The organism is Micromonospora sp. WMMD975, assembly GCF_029581215.1.
Taxonomy (GTDB): Bacteria; Actinomycetota; Actinomycetes; order Mycobacteriales; family Micromonosporaceae; genus Micromonospora.
On record NZ_CP120739.1, the window covers coordinates 4576962 to 4601737 of the forward strand.

Consider the following 24776-nt stretch of genomic DNA (forward strand, 5'->3'; position numbering starts at 1 on the left):
GTCAGCGAACCTGTCAGCTCACTCGCCCGGCGTGGACTTCGCGATCTGCATCAGGAACTCGATGTTGGTACGCGACTGCTTGAGCCGGTCCAGCAGGAGGTCGAGCGCCGCCTGCGAGTCCAGCGAGTGCAGCACCTTGCGGAGCTTGTGGATGATCACCAGCTCCTCCGGCGCCAGGAGGACCTCCTCCTTGCGGGTGCCGGTGGGGTTGATGTCGATCGCCGGGAAGACGCGCTTGTCCGCGATCTTCCGGTCCAACTTCAGCTCCGCGTTGCCGGTGCCCTTGAACTCCTCGAAGATGACCGTGTCCGCCATCGAACCGGTCTCCACGAGCGCGGTGGCGATGATGGTCAGCGAGCCACCGTTCTCGATGTTGCGGGCCGCGCCGAGGAAGCGCTTCGGCGGGTAGAGCGCGGTGGAGTCGATACCACCCGACATGATCCGGCCGCTGGCCGGTGCCGCCAGGTTGTACGACCGCCCGAGCCGCGTCACCGAGTCGAGCAGGACGACCACGTCGTGCCCCAGCTCGACCAGCCGCTTCGCCCGCTCGATGGCCAGCTCGGCCACCGTGGTGTGGTCCTGCGGCGGACGGTCGAACGTGGCCGCGATGACCTCGCCCTTGATCGACCGCTGCATGTCGGTGACCTCTTCGGGCCGCTCGTCCACCAGCACCACCATCAGGTGGCACTCCGGGTTGTTGCGGGTGATCGCGTTCGCGATCGCCTGCAACACCATCGTCTTACCCGCCTTCGGCGGCGACTGGATGAGCGCCCGCTGCCCCTTGCCGATCGGCATCACCAGGTCGATGACCCGGGTGGTCAGGATGTGCGGCTCGGTCTCCAGGCGCAGTCGCTCCTGCGGATAGAGCGGGGTGAGCTTGTAGAACTCCGGCCGGCGCTTCGCCTCGTCCGGCTCCATGCCGTTGATGGTGTCCAGCCGGACCAGCGGGTTGTACTTGTCCCGCCGCTGCTCGCCGTCGCGGGCCGCCCGCACCGCGCCGGTGATGGCGTCACCGCGGCGCAGGCCGTACTTCTTGATCTGGGACATCGAGACGTACACGTCGTTCGGGCCGGCCAGGTAGCCGGTGGTCCGGACGAAGGCATAGTTGTCGAGCACGTCGATGATGCCGGCGACCGGGACGAGCACGTCGTCCTCACTCACCTGCGGCTCGCGGCCACCGCCACCGCCGTCGCCGTCGCCCCGCTCGCCCCGGCCACGCCGACGGTCCCGGAACCGGCTGCGCCGCCCCCGCCGGCCGCCGCCCTCGTCGTCGTCATCGTCACGGTTGTCACGCTCGGCGCGCGGACCCCGGTCGTTGCGGTCGCCCCGGTCGTTGCGGTCGCCCCGGTCGTTACGGTCCCCGCGATCGTTGCGGTCGCCCCGGTCGTTGCGGTCCCCGCGGTCGTTCCGGTCGTTGCGGTCGCCCCGCTCGGCGCGCTCGCCCCGGTCGTTACGCTCGCCCCGGTCACCCCGGTCGTTGCGGTCACCCCGGTCGTTGCGGTCACCGCGGTCGCCCCGCTCGGCGCGCTCGCTCCGGTCGTTGCGGTCGCCGCCGCGCTCGGCACGCTCGCGGCCCCGGCCGTCGTTGCGCTCGCCGCGCTCAGCACGGTCGCCGCCGCCTTCGGCACGCTCGCCGCCGCGCTCAGCACGGTCACCGCCGCGCTCAGCACGCTCGCCGCCGCGCTCAGCACGCTCGCCGCCGCGCTCGACCCGGTCACGCTCGACCCGGTCGCCGGTCTCGACGGGAGCCTCCTCGGCCCGCGTCTCGGCCGGCCGCGGCGCCTCGGCGGTCACGGCGGTGGCCCGGCTCCGGCGGCCCCGGGTACGACCCTCGGCCGCCTCGGCGACCGGCGCCTGCTCGGCGGGACGACGCTCGCCCTCGGCCCGCTCCTGGTGGACCTCGGCGTGCACCTCCTCGCGGGCGGGGGCGGTCGCGGCCGCGACCTCGGCCCGTGGTCGAGGGGTTCCGGCGGCGGCGCCGCCCTGCCGCTCGGTGATCGCACTGATCAGCTCGCCCTTGCGCATGCGAGCCGTACCGGAGATGCCGAGCGACGCGGCCAGGCTCTGGAGCTCCGGCAGCAGCATCGCCGACAGGCCGGTGCCGCTACGCCGACGGCGCGTGGGAGCGGCGGTGGTGGCATCGCCAGCGACGTTGGAAACATCCGACGTCACGTCGGTGGTGTCGCTCAATGGATTCCTTCCCTCGATAGGCCGGGGCTGCCCGGAGTCGTGGAACCAGGTGGCCGGGCGGCCTCGGTGCACCCGCCTCGCATGGACGCGTCGCGGGAGTCTGTAACACAGCAGCCGGTCGGTTTCCCGACTCACCACCATCGGTGAGCAGGTCTCGCCGCCTGCGGCGACCTGTGGAAACTGCGGTGCGGCGTGGGCCTTGGGCAGGGGTGACGGGCTGACCGCCGAGAGCTTCGGGGGTGCGCCGAACCGCAGGAAGATCGCATGCTTCGCGGCTGTGCTCGGTCTAGAGCGTAATCAACTCTTCCGACCTGCGGCAACAGGGTCCCGCTCGGCGTGTCAAAGTGTACCCCGGAAAACCCGGGCTCCGCTGACATCTGTCGGCAACTCCCAACGGCGCCAATCTGTTCCCGCCTCGAACCCGGCCGGCACGTCGGAGAGCGCCAACACGGTCGGACCGGCCCCACTGACCACCGCCGCCACACCGGCCCCACGCAGCTCAGCGACCAGTCGGGCGGTGTCGGGCATGCCCGGCGCCCGCTGCTCCTGGTGCAGACGGTCGACGGTGGCCGGCAGCAACAGCGCCGGATCGGTGGTCAGCGCGTGCACAAGCAACGCGGCCCGGCCCGCGTTGGACGCCGCGTCGGCGTGCGGCACGGTGGCCGGCAGGGCGGCCCGGGCCACCGAGGTCAGCCCCCGCTCCGCCGGCACGAAGACGGTGGGGCGGACGGCCGGCGCCACCGGCAACGACACCGCGCGGGCCCCGGTCGGCTCCGTCCAGGCGATCGTGAAGCCGCCGAGCAGGCACGGCGCCACATTGTCCGGATGACCCTCCAACTCCGCCGCCAGCCGCAGCACGGCCTCGTCGTCCAGCCGCCGCCCGCCGTCGACCACGAGCGCGCGGGCCGCCAGCACCCCGGCCACGATCGCCGCCGAGGACGAACCGAGACCTCGGGCCTGCGGGATCCGGTTGACGCACTCCAGGGCCAGGCCGGCGGGCTGCGCGCCGAGCACGTCGAACGTGGCCCGCATGGCGGTCACGACCAGGTGCCGGTCGTCCGCCGGCAGCTCACCGGCGCCCTCGCCGGTGACCACCACCCGTACGCCGTCATCGGTCACCTCGGCCGTCACGTCGTCGTGACGGCCGAGAGCCAGCCCGAGCGCGTCGAAGCCGGGGCCGAGATTGGCGCTCGTCGCGGGCACCCGGACCCGGACCGGGCCGGGGGCGAAAGTCGTCGGCACCGGCTCATGCTAGGGCCTGACCCCGACAACACCCGCCGGACCGCCCGCAGCGTGGGACCGGCCGGTCAGCCGGCCCGGTCCAGGGCCGGGTCGGTGAGCGAGAGGCGTCGGGTGGCGAACCGCCAACCGACCGCGTAGACGACCGTGACGAGCCCGCAGCCGGCCAGCACGGTGCGCTCGTCCACCCGGTCCACCACGAGCGCCACCACAAGTTGGCTGACCGCGATGGCGAGCGTCGCCAGCATCATGTCGGTCGCGAAGACCCGCCCGCGCAGCCGGTCCGGAACCTCACCCTGAAGGGCGTAGTTGGACAGCACCCAGTTGCTGCCGCCACCCAGGTGGGCCAGGAAAACCAGGACCAGCACCAGCGGAAACCAGGACACCACCGAGGCGCCGAGGTAGGCCAGGCCGTACATCGACATGGACAGCGCCAGGCCGGTGAGCAGCCAGGCCCGGTTGCTGAGCACCCGGCGCATCAGGATCGGGCCGACGAGCGCCCCGGCCCCCCGCGCGGCGAACAGCAGGCCGGCCCCGGCCGGGCCGACCCCGTACACGGCGGCGAGCAGCGGGAACACGGTGAGCACACCGTTGCCCAGACCGACCGCCGACTTCACCGTCACCAGCGCGAGCACACGCGGCCGGTGGGCGATGTAGCCGAGCGCCTCCCGGATCGCCGCCGCGGCACGCGGCGCCGTCGCCGCCGGGTCCCTGGGCGCCTGGAGGGGACGGCGGATCAGCGCGGCCAGCACCGCCGCCCCGACCAGGCCCACGGCGGCCACCCAGAAGCTGGCGTACGGGCCGGCCGCGGCGCTCAGGATGCCGCCGAGCGAGGCGCCGACCACGGTCATCGTGCCCCAGGCCGAGCCGGCGACCGCGTTGGCCGACGCCAGGTCGGCCGGATCGACCACATTGGGCAGGGCGGCCTGGGCGGCCGGCGAGTAGAACGCCTTCGCCACCGCCACGATCGCGATCGACACCAGCGCCAGCCACGCCGTACCGGCGCTCCGGACGCCGAGCAGCAGCAGGATGCCGGCGAGCGCGGCCACATTGGCCGCCATCATGACCCGGCGGCGGTCGAACCGGTCGGCCACGGTGCCGGCGTACGGAAGAAGCAGCGCGGTGGTGCCGGTGTCCACGGCCAGCACCAGCGCTCCCCAGACCCCGCTGCCGGTCAGGGCCGGCAGGAGCACCAGCAGCGGCACCATGACGAACCAGTCGGCGCCGAAGACCACCAGCTCGGCGAGGAACAGGTGCCGGAAGTCACGGTTGCGGACGAGGACCGAGAGGGTGGGTGGCACGCCGGCACCCTACCGGGCCGCCCCCGGGGCCGGTGCTCGGCGCAGCAGGTCGGAGACCGTGACGAAGGTGTAGCCCTGGGCGCGCAGCCCGGCGATCATGTCGGGCAGGCCGCGGAGCGCGACCAGCCGCCGCTCGTCGCCGACGTCGTGGCCGAGCAGGATGGTGCCGGGCCGGACGTCGCCGACGATCCGCCGGGCGTGTCCGGCCGGGTCGTGCGGGAACTCGCCCTCGACCATCTGCAGCGTCCAGAGCACCACCCGGTAGTCCAGTTGGGCCGCCGTGTACAGCACCGCCCCGCCCAGGTGCCCCCAGGGCGGGCGGAGCAGCCGGGGCGCCGCCCCGGTGGCCGCGGTGATCGCGTCGTGGCTGCGACTCAGGTCGTCGTGCACGGCGGCGGCGTCCATCCGGGCGAGGTCGTGGTGCGCCCAGCTGTGGTTGCCCACCTCGTGCCCGCCCATCCGGCCCCGCACCAGCGCGGCGTGCCGGCGGGCCCGCTCGCCGACCAGGAAGAAGGTGGCCGGCACCCGGTGCTCGGCCAAGGTGTCCAACACCATCGGCGTCCACTGTGGCCGGGGCCCGTCGTCGAACGTCAACGCCACCAGCGGCGTGCTGGTCCGGACGCCCCAGACCACCTGCACGCCGCCGGCACCGACGTTCTGGCGACGACTGCCGAGGGTGGCGCTGGCCGGGCCGCCGGCCAACGGGAGCCGACGGTCGGCCACCCAGGTGCTCTCCAGCGTGGCGGCCGAGCCCAGGGCGGCACCGCCGAGCAGCAGCGCGGACCGGCGCAGCAGCGTCCGCCGACCCCATCGGCCCGCGCCGTCCACCATCGCGCCCCCGCACCCCGAGTAGGCACCAGCTCACCGAGCGTACCGTCCGGGTGCGGCTCGGCGTGGCCCCGAGCGGGGGGAGGTTGTTAAGCGGGGGCCCCGCCTATACCGGAAGCGTTAAGCGGGCCCCCTCCTTTCACTCGGTCGGGGGGAGGGGGGACCGGCGGCTCTTGGGGAGGCGGAGCACCTCGAACTGGTCCGTACCGTCGATCAACGCCCCGGACGGGCGGGCCGGCGGCGCGGCCGGCTCGACCGGGCCGTCTCCGCCACCGACGGTCACCGGTTCCGGCGCCGGGGCCTCGACCGGGGCCTCGGGCTCGGCCGGCTCGACCGGGGCCACGCCGCCGCGACGGCGGTCCCGCAGCGACCCCTTCGTGTGCTCCACCATCGTGTAGAGCGTCGGCACCAGCACCAGCGTCAACAGCGTCGAGCTGAGCAGGCCGCCGATCACCACGACGGCCAGCGGCTTGGAGATGAAGCCGCCCTCGCCGGTCAGCCCGAACGCCATCGGCAGCAGCGCGAACACGGTCGCCACCGCGGTCATCAGGATCGGCCGCAGCCGACGTCGACCGCCCTCGACCACGGCCTCGGTCACGCTCATGCCTCGCGCCCGGTACTGGTTGATCAGGTCGAGCAGCACGATCGCGTTCGTCACCACGATGCCGACGAGCATGAGCACACCGATCAGCGCCGGCACGCCCAGCGGCGTCCCGGTGGCCAGCAGCAGCGCGATCGCCCCGGTCGCCGCGAACGGCACCGAGATCAGCAGGATCAGCGCCTGCGTCAGGCTGCGGAACGTGGCCACCATGATCAGGAAGACGATCGCGATGGCGGCCAGCACGGCCAGCCCGAGGTCCGCGAACGCGTCCGCCTGGTCGGCGCTCACCCCGCCGATCACGTACGTGGCGCCCGGCACGTCCAGCGCGTCCAGCTTCTTCTGCAACTCCTGGGTGGTGGCCCCGAGGTTCGAGCCGGTGGCCGTGCCGGTCACCGAGACGCTGCGCTCACCGTCGATCCGGGTCACCTGCTGCGGTCCGTCGACCTGGTTGACGTCCGCGATCGCGTCCAGCGGCACCGCGCCCACCCGCAGCGCCCGCAGCTCGTCCACGCTCACCGGCGGCCGGGCCCCGCTGCTCAACACCACGTTCTGCGCCGTACCGTCGAGCGTCACCTGGCCGAGCGGCGCCCCCCGGTAGGTCTGCGCGACGAGCTGCCCCACGGCCGCCTCGGTGAGACCCGCGCGGGCCGCGGCCACCCGGTCCACCGTCACCTCGACCCGGGGCACCCGGGTGGCCAGGCCGGTGGTGACGTCCTCGACGCCGGCGGTGCCGGCCATCGCGGCCCGCACCTGCTCCGCCGCCCGGGCCAGCGTCTCCTGGTCGGCGGCCTGCACCACCACCTCGACCTGGTTGGCGGAGGCGTTCTGCCCGCCGCCGAAGGTCAGCTCGCCGACGTCCGGGCCGAGCCCGTCGAACTCCTTGCGCAGCACCTCACGCACGGCCGCGGCGTCGGTGTCGTCGGAGAGCGCCAGCGACCAGGACGCCTGGTCGCTGCCGCCGCCGGCGAACGGGTTGTCCCCACCGCCGGCGCTGACCTGGTAGGTCTCCACCCCGGGCGTACGTCGCAGCACCTCCTCGACTCGGGCGGCGGCCCGGTCGGTGCCGGCGAGCCCGGTGCCGGCCGGCATCTCCTGCCGGATCGCGAGGGTGTCCTGGCCGGAGTCGTCCAGGAAGTTGGTCTCCAGCTTCTGGGCCAGGCCGAACGTGCCCAGCAGCACCAGCAGGCCGAGCGCCACGGTGGCCCACCGGCTCTTCCGGGAGCGGGTGGCGAAGCCGATCACCGGCAGGTACGCCCGCTGGAGCGGGCTGCGCAGCTCCTTCTCCTCGGCGGCCCGGTGGGCGGCCTCGTCGCCCGCGCCGCGACCCGGCCGCAGGAACCAGTAGGCGAGCACCGGGATCACCGTCAGCGACACCAGCAGCGAGGCGAGCAGGGCCACCGTCACGGTGATCGCGAACGGCGCGAAGAGCTGCCCGACGAACCCGCCCACCAGAGCGATCGGCGCGAACACGGCGACCGTGGTGAGCGTGGACGCGGTCACCGCACCGGCCACCTCACGGACCGCGGTGAGGATCGCCTCCCGTTTCGGCTCGCCGTACTCCAGGTGCCGCTTGATGTTCTCCAGCACCACGATGGAGTCGTCGACCACCCGGCCGACCGCGATGGTCAACGCGCCCAACGTGAGCAGGTTCAGCGAGTAGTCGCCGGCCCAGAGCACGATCAGCGCGACCAGCACCGACAGCGGGATCGAGACGGCGGTGACCACGGTGGACCGGATCGAGAGCAGGAAGACCAGGATCACCACCACGGCCATCAGCAGCCCGAGCAGGCCCTCGGTGGTGAGACTCTCGATGGACCGCTCGACGAACGGGGCCTGGTCGAAGACCACGGTCAGCTCCGCGCCGGAGGCGGCCTTCAGCTCGTCCAGGCGGTCGCGGATGTCGTGCGAGATGCCGACCGCGTTGCCGTCCGGGCTCGCGGTGACCGCGATACCGAGGCTCGGCTTGCCGTTGGTGCGGGTGAACGACGTCGCCGGGGCGAGCTGCTGCTCCACCCGGGCCACGTCGCCGAGGCGTACCGGGGTCGCCGGCGCGGTGGTGAGCACGATGCCGCGCAGGTCGTCCAGGGTGCGGATCGGCGTGCCGACCTGCACCGGCAGCGAGCGGTCGCCGTCGGCGAGCGCGCCGGCCGGCACCGCCACCCCGTTGGTCTTCAACGCCGCCGCGATCGCGGTCGGCGCCACCTGGGCGGCGGCCAGCTTCGCCGGGTCAGGCGTGACCGTGACCACCTGGTCCCGGGCGCCGGTGACGTCCACCGAGCGGACCCCGTCCAACCCCTCCAGCTCCGGTACGACGGTGGCGCGCAGCTTCTCCGCCAGCGCCCGCTCGTCGCCGTCGCCGGTCGCGGCGACCACCACGGCGGGCAGGTCGTCCGTGCTGCCGGCGATCACCTGCGGGTCGACGCCCTCCGGGAGCTGGGCCCGGTTGAGCGCGGTCTCCATCTTGTTGACCACGTCGCCCAGGTCGGTGCCGAACTCGTACTGCACCTGGACGGTGGCCGCGCCCTCACGGGAGGTGGACGTCACCTTCTCCAGCCCCGGAATGCCCTGGAGGCTGTTCTCGATCGGCTCGGCGACCTGGGACTCGACGATCTCCGGCGCCGCACCCGGGTACGGCGCCACGATGAACGCGGCGGGGAACTCAAGCGACGGCAGCAGCTGCTGTTTCAGCGACGGCACGGCGAACGCCCCGAACGCCGCGGTCACCAACGCGATCAGGGCGATCAGGCCCCGGTTGGCAAGACTGAATCTGGCGAGCAGCGACATGGGAGTTACTCAACTCCTGAGGAGGGGTCCAACGGGTGTGCTCAGAGTCTGCCGCACGCGATCGCGCTCCCGGCACGCACCCCGGCACACCGGGCGCCGCTCCCGCTTTCGCGCCGCGTGACCGTTCCACGCCCGGGCACGACGGCCCGGTGGCCTCAGGCCAGGTCGAGCGAACGGGCGGCGGCGAGGGCGTCGTTGGCGATGGTCAGCGGCGCCGGAGCCGTCGAGATGGCCCACTCCGGGTCCTTCAGGCCGTGCCCGGTGACCGTGCACACCACCCGGGAGCCGGCCGGCACCCGGCCGTCGGCGGCCTGCTGGAGCAGGCCGGCCACGCTTGCCGCGCTGCCCAGCTCGACGAAGACCCCCACCTCGCGAGCCAGCAGCCGGTAGGCGGCGAGGATCTCCCGGTCGGTGACCGCCGAGATCAGCCCGTCCGAGGCGTCCCGCGCGTCGAGAGCCTTGGTCCAGCTCGCCGGGTTGCCGATCCGGATGGCGGTGGCGATGGTCGACGGCTCGGGCACCATCTGACCGGTGACGATCGGAGCCGCGCCGGCCGCCTGGAAGCCGTACATCCGGGGGGTCTTCGTGGCGTTGCCGTCGCGCAGGTCCTCCGAGTAGCCCATCCAGTACGCGGAGATGTTGCCGGCGTTGCCGACCGGCAGGCAGTGGATGTCGGGCGCGTCGCCGAGCGCCTCGACGATCTCGAAGGCGGCCGTCTTCTGCCCGTGCAGCCGGTAGATGTTCACGGAGTTGACGAGCGCGACCGGGTAGTCCTGGGCGAGCTTGCCGGCCAGCGCCAGGCAGTCGTCGAAGTTGCCCTGCACCTGGAGCAGCTTCGCGCCGTGCACGAGCGCCTGGGCCAGCTTGCCCAACGCGATCTTGCCCTGCGGCACCAGCACCGCGCAGGTGATCCCGGCGCGGGCGGCGTACGCGGCGGCCGAGGCGCTGGTGTTGCCGGTGGAGGCACAGATGATCGCCTTGTCGCCGCCCTCGACGGCCTTGGAGACGGCGACGGTCATGCCGCGGTCCTTGAACGAGCCGGTCGGGTTCGCCCCCTCGACCTTGAGCCACACGTCCGCGCCGACCCGGGCGGAGAGCACCGGCGCCGGCAGCAGCGGCGTGTTCCCCTCGTGCAGGGTGACGACGGGAGTGGCGTCGGTGACCGGCAGCCGGTCCCGGTACGCCTCGATCAGCCCTCGCCACATGTCGCGCTCCTCGCCTCCGTCGCCCCGGTCGCGGGGTCTGCCAACAGCGTGGACCAGCCTTCCCGACCGGCCACCGGTACACCCTGCCCTAACCATCAGGCGGGACGCCGTGGTTACGCGCCGCCCTCGACCCGCAGCACGCTCGTGACCGAGCGGACGGTGTCCAGCCCGCGCAGCTCCCGCACGGTGGCGGCGAGCGCGGCGTCCGGCGCGACGTGGGTGACGATGACCAGCTCGGCGTCGCCGCCGGCCGGGCCCTGCCGCACGGTGGCGATGGAGACCTCGTGCCGGGCGAACACCCCCGCCACCGCCGCCAGCACGCCCGGCCGGTCGGCCACGTCGAGGCTGATGTGATAGCGGGTGAGCGCCTCCCCCATCGGCCGCACCGACAGGTCGGCGTACGCCGACTCGCTTGCCTGGCGCACCCCGGCGAGGCGGTTGCGGGCGACCGCCACCACGTCACCGAGGACCGCGCTGGCGGTGGGCGCGCCGCCCGCCCCCCGGCCGTAGAACATGAGCTGCCCGGCGGCGTCGGCCTCGACGAAGACCGCGTTGAACGCGTCGCCCACCCGGGCCAGCGGATGGGTGAGCGGGATCATCGCGGGGTGCACCCGCACGTTCACGGTCTCCCGGCCGGCCGCGTCGACGCCCCGGGCGGCGATGCACAGCAGCTTGATCGTGCAACCCATCGCCTTGGCGCTCGCGACGTCCGCCGCGGTCACCTCGGTGATGCCCTCGCGGTGCACGTCGGCGGCGGTGACCCGGGTGTGGAACGCCAACGAGGCGAGGATGGCGGCCTTCGCGGCGGCGTCGAAGCCCTCCACGTCGGCCGTCGGGTCGGCTTCCGCGTACCCCAGCTCGGTGGCCTCCTCGAGCGCCTCGGCGAAGCCGGCGCCGGTGGCGTCCATGGCGGAGAGGATGAAGTTGGTGGTGCCGTTCACGATGCCGGTGACCCGGGTGATCCGGTCGCCGTGCAGCGACTCGCGCAGCGGGCGCAGCAGCGGGATGGCCCCGGCGACGCTCGCCTCGTAGTAGAGGTCGGCGCCGCCCTCGGCGGCGGCGTCGTGCAACGTGGCGCCGTCCTCGGCGAGCAGCGCCTTGTTGGCGGTGACCACGCTCTTGCCCGCGCGCAGCGCCTCGACCAGCCAGCCGCGGGCCGGCTCGATGCCGCCGACCACCTCCACCACCACGTCCACGTCGTCCCGCTTGATCAGCCCCAGCGGGTCGGTGGTGAACAGGCTCTCCTCGACCGGCAGGTCGCCGCGGTCCCGGCCGAGCCGGCGTACGGCGATGCCGGCGATCTCCAGCGGGGCGCCGATCCGGGCGGCGAGGTCGGCCGACTGCTCGTGCAGCAGGCGAACCACGTCGCTGCCGACCGTGCCGCAGCCGAGAAGTGCCAGGCGAACAGGTGAGGTCATTCGACATCCAATGCGAGCAGGTCGTCTTCCGTCTCCCGGCGAACGATCACCCGGGCTTGTCCGTCCCGGACGGCGATGACCGGGGGACGCGGCACATGGTTGTAGTTGCTGGCCATGCTCCGGCAGTAGGCCCCGGTGCCGGGCACCGCGACAAGATCTCCGGGCTGCACGTCGGCGGGCAGGAATTCATCCTTCACCACGATGTCCCCGGACTCACAATGCTTTCCCACCACCCGGGCGAGCATGGGCGCCGCGTCCGACGCGCGGTTGGCCACCGTCGCCGAGTAGGAGGCATCGTAGAGCGCGGTGCGGATGTTGTCGCTCATCCCGCCGTCGACGCTGACGTAGGCGCGACCGCCGGCCGCTTCGCCGAGCGCCACGCACTTGACGGTCCCGACCTCGTAGAGCGTGAACACGGCCGGGCCGACGACGGCCCGCCCCGGCTCGACCGAGAGGTGCGGCACGGCCAGGTTCTCCGCCGCGCACTCCCCGTCGACGATCTTGCGGAGCCGCTTGGCCAGGTCGTGCGGCGAGGCCGGGTCGTCCTGCGTGGTGTACGCGATGCCGAAGCCGCCGCCCAGGTCCAGCTCGGGCAGCTCCACGCCGCGGGCGTCGCGGATCTGCGCCTGGAGGGCGAGCACCCGGCGGGCGGAGACCTCGAAGCCGCTGGCGTCGAAGATCTGCGAGCCGATGTGCGAGTGCAGCCCGCGCAGCTCCAGCACGTCCTCGTCGAGGATCCGGAAGGCCGCCGCCGCGGCGTCGCCACCGGCAAGCGAGAAGCCGAACTTCTGGTCCTCGTGCGCGGTGGCGATGAACTCGTGGGTGTGCGCCTCCACGCCGACGGTGACCCGCAGCAGCACCCGGGGGCGCACGCCGCGCTCCCGGGCCAGCGCGGTCAGCCGGTCGATCTCGGTGGACGAGTCGACGATGATCCGCCCGACCCCGGCGTCCACCGCCCGCGTCAGCTCCGCCACCGACTTGTTGTTGCCGTGGAAGCCGATCCGCGCCGGATCCATCCCGGCGGAGAGCGCGGTGGCCAGCTCACCACCGGTGCAGACGTCGAGGAACATGCCCTCCTCGGCGATCATCCGCACCACGGCGCGGCAGAGGAACGCCTTGCCGGCGTAGTAGACGTCCGCGTCCGGGAAGGCGGCCCGGAACTCCCGGCAGCGTTCGCGCAGGTCGTCCTCGTCCAGCACGTACGCCGCGGTGCCGAACTCGGCGGCCAGGTCGCGGACGTCCAGGCCGGCGACGGTGAGCGCGCCGGCCGGGCCGCGCGCCACGTGGCGCGGCCAGAGCGCCGGCACCAGGGCGTTGACGTCGGCCGGGGTACGCAGCCAGCCCGGCCCTCGGTTGCCGATGTCCCCGTGCAGGGCACCGGCCTCGTGCGCGCGCATCGGTCGTCACATCCTCTCGGGCGCGGAGACGCCGAGCAGGTGCAGGCCGTTGGCGATGACCACCCGGGTGGCGTCGTTGAGCCAGAGCCGGGCCCGGTGGGTGTCGGTGATCTCCTCGTCGCCCTGCGGGGCGATCCGACAGTTGTCGTAGAACCGGTGGTAGGACTGCGCGACGCTCTCCTCCAGATAGCGGGCGACCCGGTGCGGCTCGCGCAGCTCGGCGGCGGTGGCCACCACGGCGGGGAACTCGGCGAGCGCCTTGAGCAGCTCGTTCTCCTTGTCGTGACCGAGCAGCTCGGGGCGGAACGCGGCGGCGTCGCCCCGGCTCAGGCCGATCTCGGCGGCGTTGCGGGCCGCCCCGGCCGTTCGGGCGGCCACATATTGCACGTAGTAGACCGGGTTGTCGTTCTTGGCCCGCGTCCACAGCTCCACGTCGATGTCGATCGGCGAGTCGGCCGAGTAGCGGGCCAGCGCGTAGCGCGAGGCGTCCACGCCGATGGCGTCGACCAGGTCCTCGAGCGTGACCACGGTGCCGGCCCGCTTGCTCATCCGCACCGGGGCGCCGTCGCGGACCAGGTTGACCAGCTGGCCGATGAGGATCTCCAGGGTGCGCTCCGGGTCGTCGCCGAAGCACGCGGCCATCGCCCGCATCCGGCCGAGGTAGCCGTGGTGGTCGGCGCCCAGCATGATCACGACCCGGTCGAAGCCGCGTTCCCGCTTGTCCAGGTAGTAGGCGCAGTCGGCGGCGAAGTAGGTCCACTCGCCGTTGGACTTGCGCAGCACCCGGTCCTTGTCGTCGCCGAAGTCGGTGGTGCGCAGCCAGGTCGCGCCCTCGGACTCGAAGACGTGCCCCTGCTCGCGCAGCCGGGTCAGCGCCGCCTCCAGCTCGCCCCGGTCGTGCAGGTCCTTCTCGTTGAAGTAGGTGTCGAACTCGACGCCGAAGTCGCGCAGCGATGACTTGATCTCGGCGAACATGAGCTGGACGCCCTCGACCCGGAACACCTCCTGGGCGGCGGCGTCCGGCAGCTCCCGCACCTCCGGCCGGCGCGTGACGACCTCGGTGGCGATCTCCGCGAGGTAGGCCCCGCCGTAGCCGTCCTCCGGGGCGGGCTCGCCCTTGGCGGCGGCCAGCAGCGACCGGGCGAACCGGTCGATCTGGGAGCCGGCGTCGTTGAAGTAGTATTCCGTGCCCACGTCGGCCCCGGTGGCACGGAGCAGGCGGCTGAGCGCGTCGCCGACGGCGGCCCAGCGAACGCCGCCGATGTGCACCGGACCGGTCGGGTTCGCCGAGACGAACTCCAGGTTGATCCGCTGCCCGGCCAGGGTGTCGCTGCGCCCGTACGCCGGACCGGACTCGACGATGACCTTGGCGAGCTGGCCGGCGGCGGCCGGGTCGAGCCGGATGTTCAGGAAACCCGGGCCGGCGATCTCCACCGACTTGACCCCCGGCGCCCGGCCGAGCTGCTCGGCCAGCGCGGCGGCCAGCTCCCGCGGAGGCACCCCGACCTTCTTGCTGAGCTGGAGCGCCAGCGTGGAGGCGTAGTCACCGTGATCGGGGTTGCGGGGTCGCTCGACGGTGGTCTGCGCGGGCAGCGCGGCGCGGTCCAGACCCCGTTCGTCGAAGACGGCGTGGGCTGCGGCGAGGACGACCTCGGCGAGTTCTGCGGGAGTCACTGAACCATGTTATCGGGGGTAGACTCGGGCACCGCGGCGGCGACCCAGCATGTGAACCGGCACCCCCGCTCCCCTGACCGACCGACCTGACGAGGCACGATGAGCATCAGCACCCCGGGCGGCCCGGAACGCCGTCCCACCGTGGTCAGCACCGGCAAGAAGCCGGCCGCCGGCCGACCCGCGGCCGGCGACAAGCCCGCCGCCAAGGCCGGCGCGGGCAAGGCCGGGGGCGGCAAGGGCACGCCACGGCAGGGCACCGGGGGCAAGGGCCGCAAGCCGGTGACCCCGGTGAAGGTGAGCCAGGGTCGCTCGTGGGGCCCGATCGCGCTCTTCGTCGCGGTCGGTGTGCTCGCCGTCGGCATCATCGGCATCGGCGCGTGGGCGGTCTACCAGGGCGCCCAGCCCTGGGAGAAACGGGCCGACGCGATCGACGGCGTGGTCGACTTCCGCAAGACGGACAAGGACCTGCTCAAGGGCGGCAACCACCAGCCGGGCACGCTGAAGTACGAGCAGTCCCCGCCGGTCGGCGGCCCGCACAACCAGGCCTGGCAGAACTGCATGGGCGACGTCTACGACGCCCCGATCGCCAACGAGCACGCGGTGCACAGCCTGGAGCACGGCACCGTCTGGATCACCTACCGCCCCGACCTGCCCGCCGACCAGGTGACGAAGCTCAAGAGCAAGGTGCAGGGCCAGGAGAAGCTGATGCTCAGCCCGTACGAGGGGCTGGACAAGCCGATCTCGCTCCAGGCGTGGGGCTTCCAGCTCAAGGTCGACGATGCCGACGACGGCCGGATCGACGACTTCATCAAGACGCTGCGGGTGAACGCCTCGATCGAGGGCCCGAACGCGCTCTGCGACCAGGGCGTCACCGCCACCGGGACCACCCCTCGGGACAACCTCCAGCCGAACATGCCCGAGCAGCCGACCCAGTGAGGACGCCACGATGACCGCTCCGGTGACGACCGACAGCGAGTTCGACGAGGTCCCGGCCACCGACGACGAGGGTGGCCGGGCGCCGGCCCGCCGCTACGGCCTGCTGGTCGTGGCCGCCGCCGTCGTGGTCGGGCTCCTCCTCGGGTACGCCGGTGGCCTGCTCACCCCGGCGCTCACCCGCCCGGGCGACAACTCGGCCGAGGCCGGTTTCGCCCGGGACATGACCACCCACCACAACCAGGCCGTGGCCATGGGGCTGCTGGCGTTCGGCCAGGGCCAGGACGCGGAGGTACGTCAGGTCGGCGTCGACATCGCCACCGGGCAGCAGGGCGAGATCGGCACCATGCAGACCTGGCTGCGTTCCTGGAACCTGGACCCGACCGGCGGGCAGCCGCCGATGGCGTGGATGCCGGGCGGCGCCGAGCTGGTGAAGGACGGCCTGATGCCCGGCATGGCCACGCCGGAGGAGATGGCGAAGCTCAAGGCGGCGAGCGGTCGCGAGTTCGACGTGATGTTCCTGAACATGATGATCCGCCACCACATCGGCGGCGTGCACATGATCGACGGCATCCTCGACGAGGGGCACGACGACGACGTGCGGGCGGTCGCCCAGGTCATGAAGAACACCCAGCAGAACGACCTGGCCAACCTCAACGCGGCGCTGAAGCGCCTGGGCGTCACGCCCTGACGCCCCACTTGTCCGTTTAGACCGATTAAGGCGTTTCAGGGTTAACGACCCATTGCCCGGCTTCGGGAGTTTTCTCCATACATATCGTGACCGGTTACGGTTCGGGCTCGTTGCGCAGGACGTGGGGGTTGCACTCAGAGACGCAGGGCGGTCGGTGACCAGCTGGTGCCGACGCCACACCATCGGCGGTGACGGAGCGGTGGCAGCCGTCCGTCGCGGACTGCGGCAGGGCGAGCCGGGAACGCTCAGTCGCGAACAGGAACTCGAACTCATCGACGTGCTGCGGGGCGTCCACCCCGACGAGTTCGGCCTCGACGAGGAGCTGTGGACGCGGCAGAGCCTGAGCACGCTCATCGAACGCCGCTTCGGGCTGGCCATGGACGCCGGCACCGTCGGGGCGTACCTGCGGGCCTGGGGGCTCGGGCCGCGCGAGCCGCGCGAGCGGGCCTGCGGGCTCTGCGTCGGCGCGGTCGAGCGGTGGGTGCGCAGCGAATACCCGACGATCACGCGGGCGGCCCAGGAGCACGCCGCGGAGGTCTACTGGATCGGCCGGGTCCGGCTGCGCGGCACCATGCCGACCGCCGAGGTGGTCTCGGCGGTCTCGTCCCGGGGGCGGGTGCGGTTCATGGTCACCACGCCCTCGGTGGACCCGCCGCTGCCCCGGGACTTCGTCCTGCGGCTCAGCGGCGCCGAGGAACGCACCGTGCACCTGATCGTGGACGGCTCCTGGCCGCGCAACGAGTGGCCCCGGCGGCTGCCCCGGCGCATCGCGCTGCACCCGCTGCCGAGCTGCGGTCGCACGCTCGCCGCCGCCTGACCCGCCGCACGGGCGATACCGATTCGGTGATCCGGGAACGGGTTTGCTACGCTTCCCGGGTCGCTGAGCCCCCGTAGCTCAGGGGATAGAGCACCGCCCTCCGGAGGCGGGGGCGCAGGTTCGAATCCTGCCGGGGGCACCGAGAACAGACCACAGGTGACGTCCACCGGGTGCTCAGAGCAGGTCGCGGACCTTGCTGGCGAACGCCCTCGGATGGGTCAGGTTGCCGTTGTGTCCACCCGGGAACCGTTCTGCCACGGCACCGAGATGCTCCGCCAGGGCGAGCCCGGCCAGATAGTCGAACCCGTCCGGCGGACTGCTCCGCCCGACCGCCGGGATGATGCGCGCGTCCGGCGCGACGTCGGCCAGGGTCAGTGTGTCGTCGAGAACGGCGGCGAGGTCGTTCGCGAGGAAGAACTCGAAGTTGGCGGCTCGCTGGTCGGTGAACGGGAACGCGGTGATCCCCGGCTCGACCTGCTGGTCGTGCGGGTTGATCCCGAGCACCCGCGCGACCTGTGCGGCGGCGGCACGCCACCCGCTGTCCCGGTGCACCTCGACGATGCCGGCCAGTTCCTGACGGGCGGTGTCCGCGTCGCGGGCGTCGAGGAACCCCAGCGCGATCGGCTCGTGGGCGATAAGCGTGCCGACCACGCCCGGGTGCTCGGCCAGGATGTGCAGACCGATCGCCGCGCCCAGGCTGAGCCCCAGCATCGTCGCCGGCTGGTCGGTGACCTGCCGTAGGACCGCGACCGCGTCGGCCGCGTGTTGCCGCAGGGACACCGGCGCGGTGGGCTCGTCGAGAATGCTGCGTGAGAGCCCTCGCCGGTCGTAGGTGATGACCGTGAACCGGTCGTCGAGATGTCCGGCGAGGTCGACCGTGCGGTTCGCGTCGCCCTCCCCGCTCTGCGAGATGAACAGCACCGGTCCGGATCCTCGGACCTGGTAGTGGATGCGGGCGCGGTCGACCGGAATGAAGTGATCCATGGCACGACCGTAATGCATCACTTCTGATGCATCAAGAAAGATGTATTGTGGAGCGCATGGGTCCCGTCGAACTGATCCTGCTGGGCCGCACGCTCATGAAGATCGGCGAGCAGGCGCTGCCGGCTCCCGACTCGGGTGCGCCCCTGGGCGGCGAGCGCACGGTGGTGATCGTCATGGCCGACATCTACGAACACGCCGACACGACGGTCACCGAGGTCTCCCGCCGCACCGGCCTGCCGCAGAGCGCCGTGTCCGGTGCGGTGGCCCGGCTTCGAGAGGTCGGCTCCGTGCTGGCCGTGGCGGACCCCGCCGACCGTCGCCGGCAACTGCTGCGCCGCGATCCGCAGGTGACCCCGCGGCGCCGGAAGGTCGCCGAGGCGGCGATCGGCGACGCGGTCGCCGCCGCGCTCGGCGCAGACGCACAACCGGCGTTGGACCAGGTGATGGCGGCGTTGGAACTGCTCAACGGTCACCTCAACCCGGAATCCGTCACCCGGTTGCGAGCCCAGGCTGACGGGTGATGCCGCGGCGCGGAGCGTCGGCTCAGCCGGCCTCCCGGCGAGCCCGGGCGCGGCGCTTGCCCTCGTGCATGGCCTGGACCCGGGCCACCGGAATGGTCCGCCCCTCGTCCACCAGCTCCGCCGGCAGCGGCTGCGGCGCGGGCAACGCCTCCGCCCACGGATCCCGGTCCCCGAGCAGCGCGGGCACCGTCCGCACGGTGAAGTCGGCAGGCGTCGCCGACTCCAGGTCGTCCCAGCCGATCGGGTACGACACCGGCGTGCCCGATCGGATCCGGGGGCTGTACGCGGCCACCACCGTCGCCCCGTACGCCCGGGTGGAGTCGACGAAGACCCGACCCCCGCGGTCGGCCACGACGAACGCGGTGGTGGCACGCGCCGGGTCGAGCCGTTCGGTGTGGACGGCGAGCGCCCGGGTCGCGGCGGCAGCCTCCTCGGCCGTGGTCGTCGGCGCCACCGGCACGATCACGTGCAGGCCCTTCGCCCCGCTGGTCTTGACCGCGCCGGCCAGCCCGGCGTCGGTGAGCGTCTGCCGCACCAGCAGCGCCACCCGCACCACCGCGCCGAAGTCGGCGCCCTCCGGCGGATCCAGGTCGAGCACCAGGTGGGTGGGGTGCTCGGCCTGCCCGGCCCGGGCCAGCGTCGGGTGATATTCCACCGCCCGCTGGTTGGCGAACCAGAGCAGCGTGCGCCGGTCGTCGCAGAGGCCGTACGAGATGCGCCGGTGCGACGCCTCGGCCCAGACCTCGGTGCGGCGCACCCAGTCCGGCGTGTACTTCGGCAGGTTCTTCTGCATGAACGGCTCCTGGCCGGGCCGGACCCGCAGCACCGACAGCGGCCGGTCGCGCAGCTCCGGCAGGATCCGCCCATACACCGCGTCGAGATAGTCGACCAGGTCGCGTTTGGTCGCGCCGGCGGCGTCGAACAGCGGCTGGTCCAGGTTGGTCAGCGACACCCCGTCGCGGGTCTCGTCAGCGGCGCCCATCCGCCCACCTTCCCGGGCCGCGCCCGCCCCGGCAACCCCGACACGGCGGCGGCCCGCCGCGCCTCGTGGCGCATGATGGTTCCCGAGACCACCGTCGGGGTCGAGCGGAGGGGGTGCGGTGACGTCCGAGGACGACAGGTGCGCGTCCGACTCGGCGGACCAGGCCCGGGTTTGCACGGTGCGGGAGGCGCTGGACCGGGTCGGCGGCAAGTGGAGCATCGGCATCCTGATCGCCGCCTCGACCGGCCCGGTCCGCTTCACCGAGTTGGAGCGGCGGGTGGCGGGCATCAGCCGGCGGATGCTCACGCTGACCCTGCGCAACCTGGAGCGCGACGGCCTGCTCGTCCGACACGTGCACGCCACCGTTCCGCCGAGGGTGGAGTACACCGCGACCCCGATGGCCCGGGAGCTGTACGAGTCGCTGGTCGCCCTCACCCACTGGGCGGAGCGGCACCGGGCGGCGATCGGCGCGGCCCGGGCGGCGTACGACCGGGAGCACGGCACGCCGGCGGGCTGACTCAGACCTGGACCCGCTCCGCCCAGTCGATGTGGTGGTCGAAGAGCCAGGACTGCGCGGCGCCGTCGTCGCGCGCCATCAGGCGGGCGACCAGCGGCATGCCCAGATCCCGGGCCAACCGCCCGACCGGGCCGGCCACCTTGACGGTGCTGGTCCGCCGTCCCTGCGCGACTACCCGCTCCACCCGGGCACGGCGCAGGCGCTCGTACGCCGCGAACGCCGCCGGCACGTCCGGCACGTCGCGCAGGCAACGGGCGAGCTGGACGGCGTCCTCGAACGCCATCGCCGCGCCCTGGCCGGACGAGGGGGCGGCGGTGTGCGCGGCGTCCCCGAGGACGATCATGCGGGCCCGGTGCCAGACCGGCACCGACGGCAGGTCGTACGTGGGCCAGCCGTACTCGATCCGGGTGGTGTGGTCCAGGATCGCCCTCGCCGGGCTCGGGTCGCCGTCGAGCAGCGCGCGCAGCCGGGCGCGGGCCTCGTCCGGGCCGATCGCGGCGAGCTGCTCCCGGCTGAGTTCGAGCGGCTGCGGCGGGTTGGCGAACCACCAGACCTCGTCCCGGCCCACCACGATCCAGCAGAAGAAGCAGCGCCGGCCGAACATCATCTGCATGGTGCCGCGTTCGTCGGGCAGGCGCAGCCCACGGGCGAACCCGCCGGCGTTGAGCAGCGGCACGTAGCGCGGCGCGGGCGCGGCCGGGTCGATGAGCGTGCGCACCCGGGAGCGCAGCCCGTCGGCGCCGACCAGCAGGTCGCCGGGGGCGCTGCGACCGTCGGCGAACCGGGCGGTCACCCCGTTCTCGTGGGCCTCGGCGTCGACCAGCCGGGCGCCGTGTACGAACTCGACACCGCGGCGCAGCGCCTCGTCGCGCAGCGCCCGGTAGAGGTCGGAGCGGCCGACGGTGCGGGCGCCCGGGGCGGGGAACTCGGCCAGCCGGCGGCCCCGGTGGTTCCGCATGACCATTCGGGACGTCGGGTGCCCGAGCCCGGCCACCAGGCCGTCCAGCCCGATGGCGCGCAGCGCGTCCAGCCCGTTGACCGAGAGCGTGAGGAACGCGCCCACCCCGACGGCGTCCTGCTCGTACGCCTCGTGGACGGCCGCGTCGACGCCGGCGCGGATCAGGGCCATGGCGGCGACCGGACCGGCCAGGCCCGCGCCGATGACGACAGCTTTAGTCATGCGATGACTATACATAGAATGACTATGCGAGGAAAAGGGGTCGCCTAGGGTGGGCACATGACGGCTCGTCGCTCGCCGCTGGCGATGATGGTGCTGGCCCTCCTGGTCGAGGCGCCGATGCACGCGTACCGGATGCAGCAGCTCATCCGGGAGCGGGGAAAGCACGACGTGGTCAACGTCGCGCAGCGAAACAGCATCTACCAGGCCATCGAGCGGCTGCGCCGCGAGGAGCTGATCCGCGTCGCGGAGACCATCCGAGCGGAGGGACGGCCGGAGCGCACGGTGTACGCCCTCACCCCGGCCGGCCGGCGCACCCTCGACGGATGGCTCGCCGACGCGCTCGCCACCCCGGCCCGGGAGTTCCCGGAATTCCCCGCCGCCCTGTCGTTCCTGCCGATCCTGCCGCCGGAGGAGGCCGCCCGGCGGCTCGATGAGCGGGCGGACACGATCGAGGCGCGACTGCGCGAGCGCGAGGCGGCGTTGAGCACGATCGACCTGCCCCGCCTCTTCCTGGTCGAGGACGAGTACCAGGCGGCCCTGCTGCGTACCGAACTGGAGTGGGTCCGCGGCCTGGTGGCTGACCTGCGCTCCGGCGCGCTCACGTGGTCGGACGAGTGGCTCGCCGGGTGGACCAGCGCGACAATGAGCTGACCTGCACAAACACCTCGATGTGGCGAAGCCCACGCAATCCGTCTGACCGATCGGTCAGGTGCTGACCGATCGGTCAGGCATGCTTGGGGGCATGGCACGCGCCACCCCGGCCACCCACGACGAGCTGCTCAGCGCGGCGGCCCGTCGGTTCGCCGTCACCGGATACAAGGGCACCTCACTCCAGGACATCGCCCGCGAGGTGGGCTGTTCCAAGGCCACCGTGCTCTACCACTTCGCCAGCAAGGACGCCCTGCTCTGCGAACTGATGGCCCCGGCCATCGCGGTGCTGGAGGAGCTCGACGCCCGGCTCGCCGATCTCACCGGCGCCGAGGCCCAACGGGCCGCCGCCGAAGGTTTCGTCGACCTGGCGGTCCGGTTCCGCCGGGAGATCGCGCTGCTCCGGGGCGAGTTCCCGGACCTGCTCCAACAGCCGGCGTTCGCGCACATCCAACAGATCTCCGAACGGCTGGTCGCCGCCTTCGCCGGCTTCTCCGACCGGCCGGCGGCCCGCGTCGCCGCGCTCGTCGTGCTCGCCGGCATCGCCGAGACCTGCGGCGAGTTCCTGGACATCAGCGACGAGGAGCTGCGACCCGCGCTGCTCGCCGTCGCACGCCGCGCGCTCGAACCCACCACCTGATCCCACTGTCGCAATCCCGAGGACGAAGGAAGGTCCATGGCGACCCTGCTGTACCGGCTCGGCCGGGCATCCCTGCGCCGACGGCGACTCGTCGCCGTCGTCTGGCTCGTCGTACTCGTCGGTCTCGGCCTGGCCGCGGCCACCCTGCGAGGCCCGACGGCGAGCAACTTCACCATGCCGGGCACCGAGTCGCAGCAGGCGATCGACCTGCTCGCCGACCGGTTCCCGGCGGCCAGCGGCGCCACCGGCACCATCGCCGTGAAGGCCCCGCAGGACGGCGCCCTCACCACGCCGGCCGGCCAGGCGGTGGTCAAGCAGGTGACCCAGGAGGCGGCCACGCTGCCCGGCGTGGTCGGCGCGGTCGACCCGTACCAGGCGCAGGCGATCACGCCGGACGGCCGGTACGCGCTGATCCAGGTGCAGTTCGCCGGCCGGGCGGACGACGTCACGACCGAGCAGCGCGACGCGTACGAGAAGGTCGGTCAGCAGGCCGCGGCGCAGGGCTGGCAGATCGCCCCCGGCGGTGAGGTCCTCAACGGCGAGCCGGAGGTCGGCTCGACCGAGGCGCTCGGTGTGCTGGTCGCGGCGATCGTCCTGGTCATCACGTTCGGCTCGCTGGTGGCGGCCGGCATGACCATGCTGAACGCGCTGATCGGCGTCGGCGTCGGCATGGCCGGCCTGTTCGCGCTCAGTGGCGCGGTCGAGCTGACCAGCACCGCCCCGATCCTGGCGCTGATGCTCGGCCTCGCCGTCGGCATCGACTACTCCCTGTTCATCACCTCCCGGCACCGACAGAACCTGCTCGACGGGCTCTCCCCCGAGGAGGCGGTCGGCCGGGCCGTCGGCACCGCCGGCTCCGCCGTGGTCTTCGCCGGCGCCACCGTGGTCGTGGCGCTCGCCGGCCTGGCCGTGGTCGGCATCCCGTTCCTCACCGTGATGGGCCTGGCCGCCGCCGGCACCGTCACCGTGGCCGTGCTGGTGGCGATCACGCTGGCCCCGGCGCTGCTCGGCTTCGCCGGCCGGAAGGTGCTGCCGCGCAAGCTGCGCAACCGCGAAGCGGTCGAGAATCCGGCCGTCGGCTCGGAGGACCGCTCCGGCTTCGGGTTCCGCTGGGCGCGCCTGGTGACCCGCTTCCGCATCCCGGTCATCCTGGTCGGTCTGCTCGGCCTCGGGCTGCTCGCCATCCCGTCCCAGGACATGCGCCTGGCGCTGCCGGACGCCTCCTCCGCCGCCGAGGGCAGCCCGGCCCGGGTCAGCAACGACCTGATCCAGGAAGGCTTCGGTCCCGGCTTCACCGGCCGGCTCGCGGTCGTGGTCACCGCCGACTCGCCGCAGGCCACCCAGGCCGCCGTGCCGCAGGTCGTCGCGCTGATCCAGAAGACCGACGGGGTGTTGGCGGTCGCCCCGCCGCAGCTTGACCCGTCCGGCCGGACCGCCCTGCTCGGGGTCATCCCGAAGACCGGGCCGACCGACGAGAAGACCGAGGAGCTGGTGCACGACATCCGCCGGCAGGTCGGCGACGTCCAGAACGCCGAGGTGATGCTCACCGGCGTCACCGCGATCGGCATCGACGTGTCGGAGAAGCTCTCCGACGCCCTGCCGGTCTATCTGCTGCTCGTGGTGGGCCTGTCCGTGCTGCTGCTGATGCTGGTGTTCCGGTCGATCCTGGTGCCGGTCAAGGCGGCCCTCGGCTTCCTACTCACCGTCGCGGCCACGTTCGGCATCACGGTGGCGGTGTTCCAGCAGGGGCACCTGGCCGGGCTGCTCGGCGTGGACACGCCGGCCCCGCTCGTCAGCTTCCTGCCGATCCTGCTCATCGGCATCCTGTTCGGCCTGGCCATGGACTACGAAGTCTTCCTGGTCTCCCGTATGCGGGAGGACTTCGTGCACGGCGAGACCGCCCGTGACGCCACCATCAGCGGCATGGGACACGGTGCCCGGGTGGTCACCGCCGCGGCGCTCATCATGATCTCGGTGTTCGGCGGCTTCGTCTTCCTGGAGGACCCGATCATCAAGTCGATGGGCTTCGCGCTCGCGATCGGCGTCGCCATCGACGCCTTCGTGGTCCGGATGACGATCGTCCCGGCGGTGATGTCGCTGCTGAACAACGCCGCATGGTGGCTGCCCCGCTGGCTGAACCGGGCGCTGCCCAACGTGGACGTCGAGGGCGAGGGCCTCCGCGCCCACCTCGCCGAACGCGAGCCCGCCCCGGTGAAGTGAAAGGAG

Annotated in this window: 20 protein-coding genes and 1 tRNA gene; 9 read left to right on the forward strand and 12 right to left on the reverse strand. The window is 72.9% G+C overall.

The window, feature by feature from the left end; translation table 11 throughout:
- Positions 1-18 precede the first annotated feature (18 nt).
- The 9 genes from rho to argS form a co-directional block, all read right to left on the reverse strand.
- Positions 19-2190, reverse strand: coding sequence for a transcription termination factor Rho (gene rho / locus O7613_RS20030; RefSeq protein WP_282289576.1), 2172 nt, complete (start codon positions 2188-2190; stop codon positions 19-21).
- 339 nt (positions 2191-2529) lie between these two features.
- Positions 2530-3432: a homoserine kinase gene (gene thrB / locus O7613_RS20035; protein WP_281586908.1), complete on the reverse strand. Its 903-nt coding sequence runs from the start codon at positions 3430-3432 to the stop codon at positions 2530-2532.
- 65 nt (positions 3433-3497) lie between these two features.
- Positions 3498-4730: an MFS transporter gene (locus O7613_RS20040; RefSeq protein WP_281586907.1), complete on the reverse strand. Its 1233-nt coding sequence runs from the start codon at positions 4728-4730 to the stop codon at positions 3498-3500.
- Between the two features lie 9 nt (positions 4731-4739).
- Positions 4740-5561 carry a polysaccharide deacetylase family protein gene (locus O7613_RS20045; RefSeq protein WP_281586906.1) on the reverse strand — a complete coding sequence of 274 codons (822 nt, stop codon included), beginning with the start codon at positions 5559-5561 and terminating at the stop codon, positions 4740-4742.
- Between the two features lie 136 nt (positions 5562-5697).
- A complete protein-coding gene (locus O7613_RS20050; protein WP_282289577.1) occupies positions 5698-8943 on the reverse strand; it encodes an efflux RND transporter permease subunit in 3246 nt (1081 codons plus the stop codon).
- Between the two features lie 155 nt (positions 8944-9098).
- Positions 9099-10148 (reverse strand): threonine synthase, encoded by a 1050-nt coding sequence (gene thrC / locus O7613_RS20055; protein ID WP_282289578.1) that lies wholly within the window; start codon positions 10146-10148, stop codon positions 9099-9101.
- Positions 10149-10261: 113 nt separating this feature from the next.
- Positions 10262-11566: a homoserine dehydrogenase gene (locus tag O7613_RS20060; protein ID WP_282289579.1), complete on the reverse strand. Its 1305-nt coding sequence runs from the start codon at positions 11564-11566 to the stop codon at positions 10262-10264.
- The gene (gene lysA / locus O7613_RS20065; protein ID WP_282289580.1) at positions 11563-12963 is read right to left on the reverse strand and encodes a diaminopimelate decarboxylase; all 1401 of its coding nucleotides are present in this window, start codon (positions 12961-12963) and stop codon (positions 11563-11565) included. The genes O7613_RS20060 and lysA overlap by 4 nt, the downstream gene beginning before the upstream one ends.
- A gap of 6 nt (positions 12964-12969) precedes the next feature.
- Positions 12970-14637 carry an arginine--tRNA ligase gene (gene argS / locus O7613_RS20070; protein WP_281586901.1) on the reverse strand — a complete coding sequence of 556 codons (1668 nt, stop codon included), beginning with the start codon at positions 14635-14637 and terminating at the stop codon, positions 12970-12972.
- Positions 14638-14736: 99 nt separating this feature from the next.
- On the opposite strand from argS, the gene O7613_RS20075 reads away from it, so the two are divergent.
- From O7613_RS20075 to O7613_RS20090, 4 genes are all read left to right on the forward strand, one after another.
- A complete protein-coding gene (locus O7613_RS20075) occupies positions 14737-15573 on the forward strand; it encodes a DUF3105 domain-containing protein (protein ID WP_281586900.1) in 837 nt (278 codons plus the stop codon).
- A gap of 10 nt (positions 15574-15583) precedes the next feature.
- Positions 15584-16261, forward strand: a complete 678-nt coding sequence (locus O7613_RS20080) for a DUF305 domain-containing protein (protein WP_282289581.1) — start codon at positions 15584-15586, stop codon at positions 16259-16261.
- Between the two features lie 121 nt (positions 16262-16382).
- Positions 16383-17078 (forward strand): winged helix-turn-helix domain-containing protein, encoded by a 696-nt coding sequence (locus O7613_RS20085; RefSeq protein ID WP_282289582.1) that lies wholly within the window; start codon positions 16383-16385, stop codon positions 17076-17078.
- A gap of 67 nt (positions 17079-17145) precedes the next feature.
- A tRNA-Arg gene (locus O7613_RS20090) sits at positions 17146-17217 on the forward strand.
- Between the two features lie 35 nt (positions 17218-17252).
- On the opposite strand, the gene O7613_RS20095 is transcribed toward O7613_RS20090, so the two are convergent.
- Complete coding sequence (locus O7613_RS20095) at positions 17253-18062, reverse strand: alpha/beta hydrolase (protein WP_282289583.1); 810 nt, start codon at positions 18060-18062, stop codon at positions 17253-17255.
- A 56-nt stretch (positions 18063-18118) separates the two neighbouring features.
- Between O7613_RS20095 and O7613_RS20100 the strand changes: the two genes are divergently transcribed.
- Entirely contained in the window at positions 18119-18583 is a 465-nt protein-coding gene (locus tag O7613_RS20100; protein WP_282289584.1) for a helix-turn-helix domain-containing protein, read from the forward strand.
- A 22-nt stretch (positions 18584-18605) separates the two neighbouring features.
- On the opposite strand, the gene ligD is transcribed toward O7613_RS20100, so the two are convergent.
- Positions 18606-19565, reverse strand: a complete 960-nt coding sequence (ligD, locus tag O7613_RS20105) for a non-homologous end-joining DNA ligase (RefSeq protein WP_282289585.1) — start codon at positions 19563-19565, stop codon at positions 18606-18608.
- A gap of 118 nt (positions 19566-19683) precedes the next feature.
- Here ligD and O7613_RS20110 point away from each other — a divergent pair, with 118 nt between their 5' ends.
- Positions 19684-20082, forward strand: a complete 399-nt coding sequence (locus O7613_RS20110; protein ID WP_282289586.1) for a helix-turn-helix domain-containing protein — start codon at positions 19684-19686, stop codon at positions 20080-20082.
- A gap of 1 nt (position 20083) precedes the next feature.
- Here O7613_RS20110 and O7613_RS20115 read toward each other — a convergent pair whose 3' ends face one another.
- Entirely contained in the window at positions 20084-21262 is a 1179-nt protein-coding gene (locus O7613_RS20115) for an NAD(P)/FAD-dependent oxidoreductase (protein WP_282289587.1), read from the reverse strand.
- Positions 21263-21319: 57 nt separating this feature from the next.
- On the opposite strand from O7613_RS20115, the gene O7613_RS20120 reads away from it, so the two are divergent.
- From O7613_RS20120 to O7613_RS20130, 3 genes are all read left to right on the forward strand, one after another.
- Positions 21320-21913 (forward strand): PadR family transcriptional regulator, encoded by a 594-nt coding sequence (locus O7613_RS20120; RefSeq protein WP_281586892.1) that lies wholly within the window; start codon positions 21320-21322, stop codon positions 21911-21913.
- Positions 21914-22004: 91 nt separating this feature from the next.
- Positions 22005-22550 carry a TetR/AcrR family transcriptional regulator gene (locus O7613_RS20125; RefSeq protein WP_281586891.1) on the forward strand — a complete coding sequence of 182 codons (546 nt, stop codon included), beginning with the start codon at positions 22005-22007 and terminating at the stop codon, positions 22548-22550.
- Between the two features lie 36 nt (positions 22551-22586).
- On the forward strand, positions 22587-24770 hold the full coding sequence (locus tag O7613_RS20130) for an MMPL family transporter (protein ID WP_281586890.1): 2184 nt from the start codon (positions 22587-22589) through the stop codon (positions 24768-24770).
- Positions 24771-24776: the final 6 nt, after the last annotated feature.